Here is a 1,235-nt window from a genome sequence, read left to right as displayed (position 1 = left end):
CTAGTGCCGCACCTGGGTTTGTTTGCCCCGTTGGTCCGACACGCCGCCTGATTGCCGGTCGCTGGACGCTACCTCGGTCATCCTGATCGGATGGCAGAGCGAGTACGGGTTCGGGAGATCGATGATGACGAGGGAAAACGGCTGCTTCGCATCGTGCGCCGGGGCACCGGATCCGTGGTGACCTGGCGTCGGGCGCAGATGATCTTGCTGTCCGCCCAGGGCATGCCTGTCGCCAAGATCGCCGAGGTCAGCTTCACCAGCGCCGACCGGGTCCGTGATGTGATCCATAATTTCAACACCGACGGGTTCGACTCGCTGTACCCGAAATACAAAGGGGGAAGACCCAAGACGTTCACCCTGCCCGAACGCCGGGAGATCAAGAAGATCGCCAAGTCCACCCCGACCGAGCACGACCTGCCGTTCTCGACCTGGAGCCTGTCCAAGCTGGCCGAGTTCCTGGTCGCCGAGGGGGTGGTCGACGACATCAGCCATGAGGGCCTGCGGGTTCTGCTTCACCAGGAGGGCGTCTCCTTTCAAAAAGTGAAGACATGGAAACGGTCGCGCGACCCGGAGTACCAGGTCAAGAAGGCACGCGTGGAGCACCTGTACGCGATCGCCGACGGCGAGGTTCTTCCCGAGTCGGGCGAGCCGGAGGTGGTGTTCAGTCTCGACGAGTTCGGCCCGCTGAACCTGCAGCCGCATCCGGGTCGGCAGTGGGCGCAGCGCGGCGGCAAGCACAAAGACCCCGACCGTGAGCCGCGACGGCGCAGGCGCGCAACCTACAACCGGCCGCACGGGGTAAGGCACCTGTTCGCCGCGTATGACCTGACCACGGACAAGGTCTACGGGCACATCAAGCCGACCAAGACGAGGACGAAGTTTCTCGAGTTCTGCCGCTACCTGCGCACCCTCTACCCGCTCGAGGTGCGGTTGGCGATCGTATGCGACAACTTCTCCCCGCACCTGACCACGAAGAAGTGCCGACGGGTCGCGGACTGGGCGGAGGCGAACAACGTCGAGATCGCCTACACGCCAACGAACAGCTCGTGGCTGAACCGGATCGAGGCGCAGTTCACCGCCCTGCGGTACTTCGCGCTCGACGGCACCGACCACACCAGCCACAAGGAACAGGCCAGCATGATCCGCCGCTACATCATCTGGCGAAACAACCACGCCGCCGACCAAAAACTACGAGAAATCGTCAACAAGGCAAACGTTGCCTGATACGGCACTAG

Annotated in this window: 1 protein-coding gene; it reads left to right on the top strand. The window is 63.2% G+C overall.

Features of this window, described 5'->3' with window-relative positions; all coding sequences use genetic code 11:
- The first annotated feature begins 90 nt into the window (after positions 1–90).
- Positions 91–1,224, top strand: coding sequence for an IS630 family transposase (locus tag ACFVJ3_RS49515; protein ID WP_378459052.1), 1,134 nt, complete (start codon positions 91–93; stop codon positions 1,222–1,224).
- Positions 1,225–1,235 lie beyond the last annotated feature (11 nt).

The organism is Rhodococcus sp. NPDC127593 (assembly GCF_042671975.1).
In the GTDB taxonomy this organism is placed as follows: domain Bacteria; phylum Actinomycetota; class Actinomycetes; order Mycobacteriales; family Mycobacteriaceae; genus Rhodococcus_F.
Note: the sequence above shows the minus strand (reverse complement) of the source record. Positions and strands in the feature narration are given on the sequence as shown.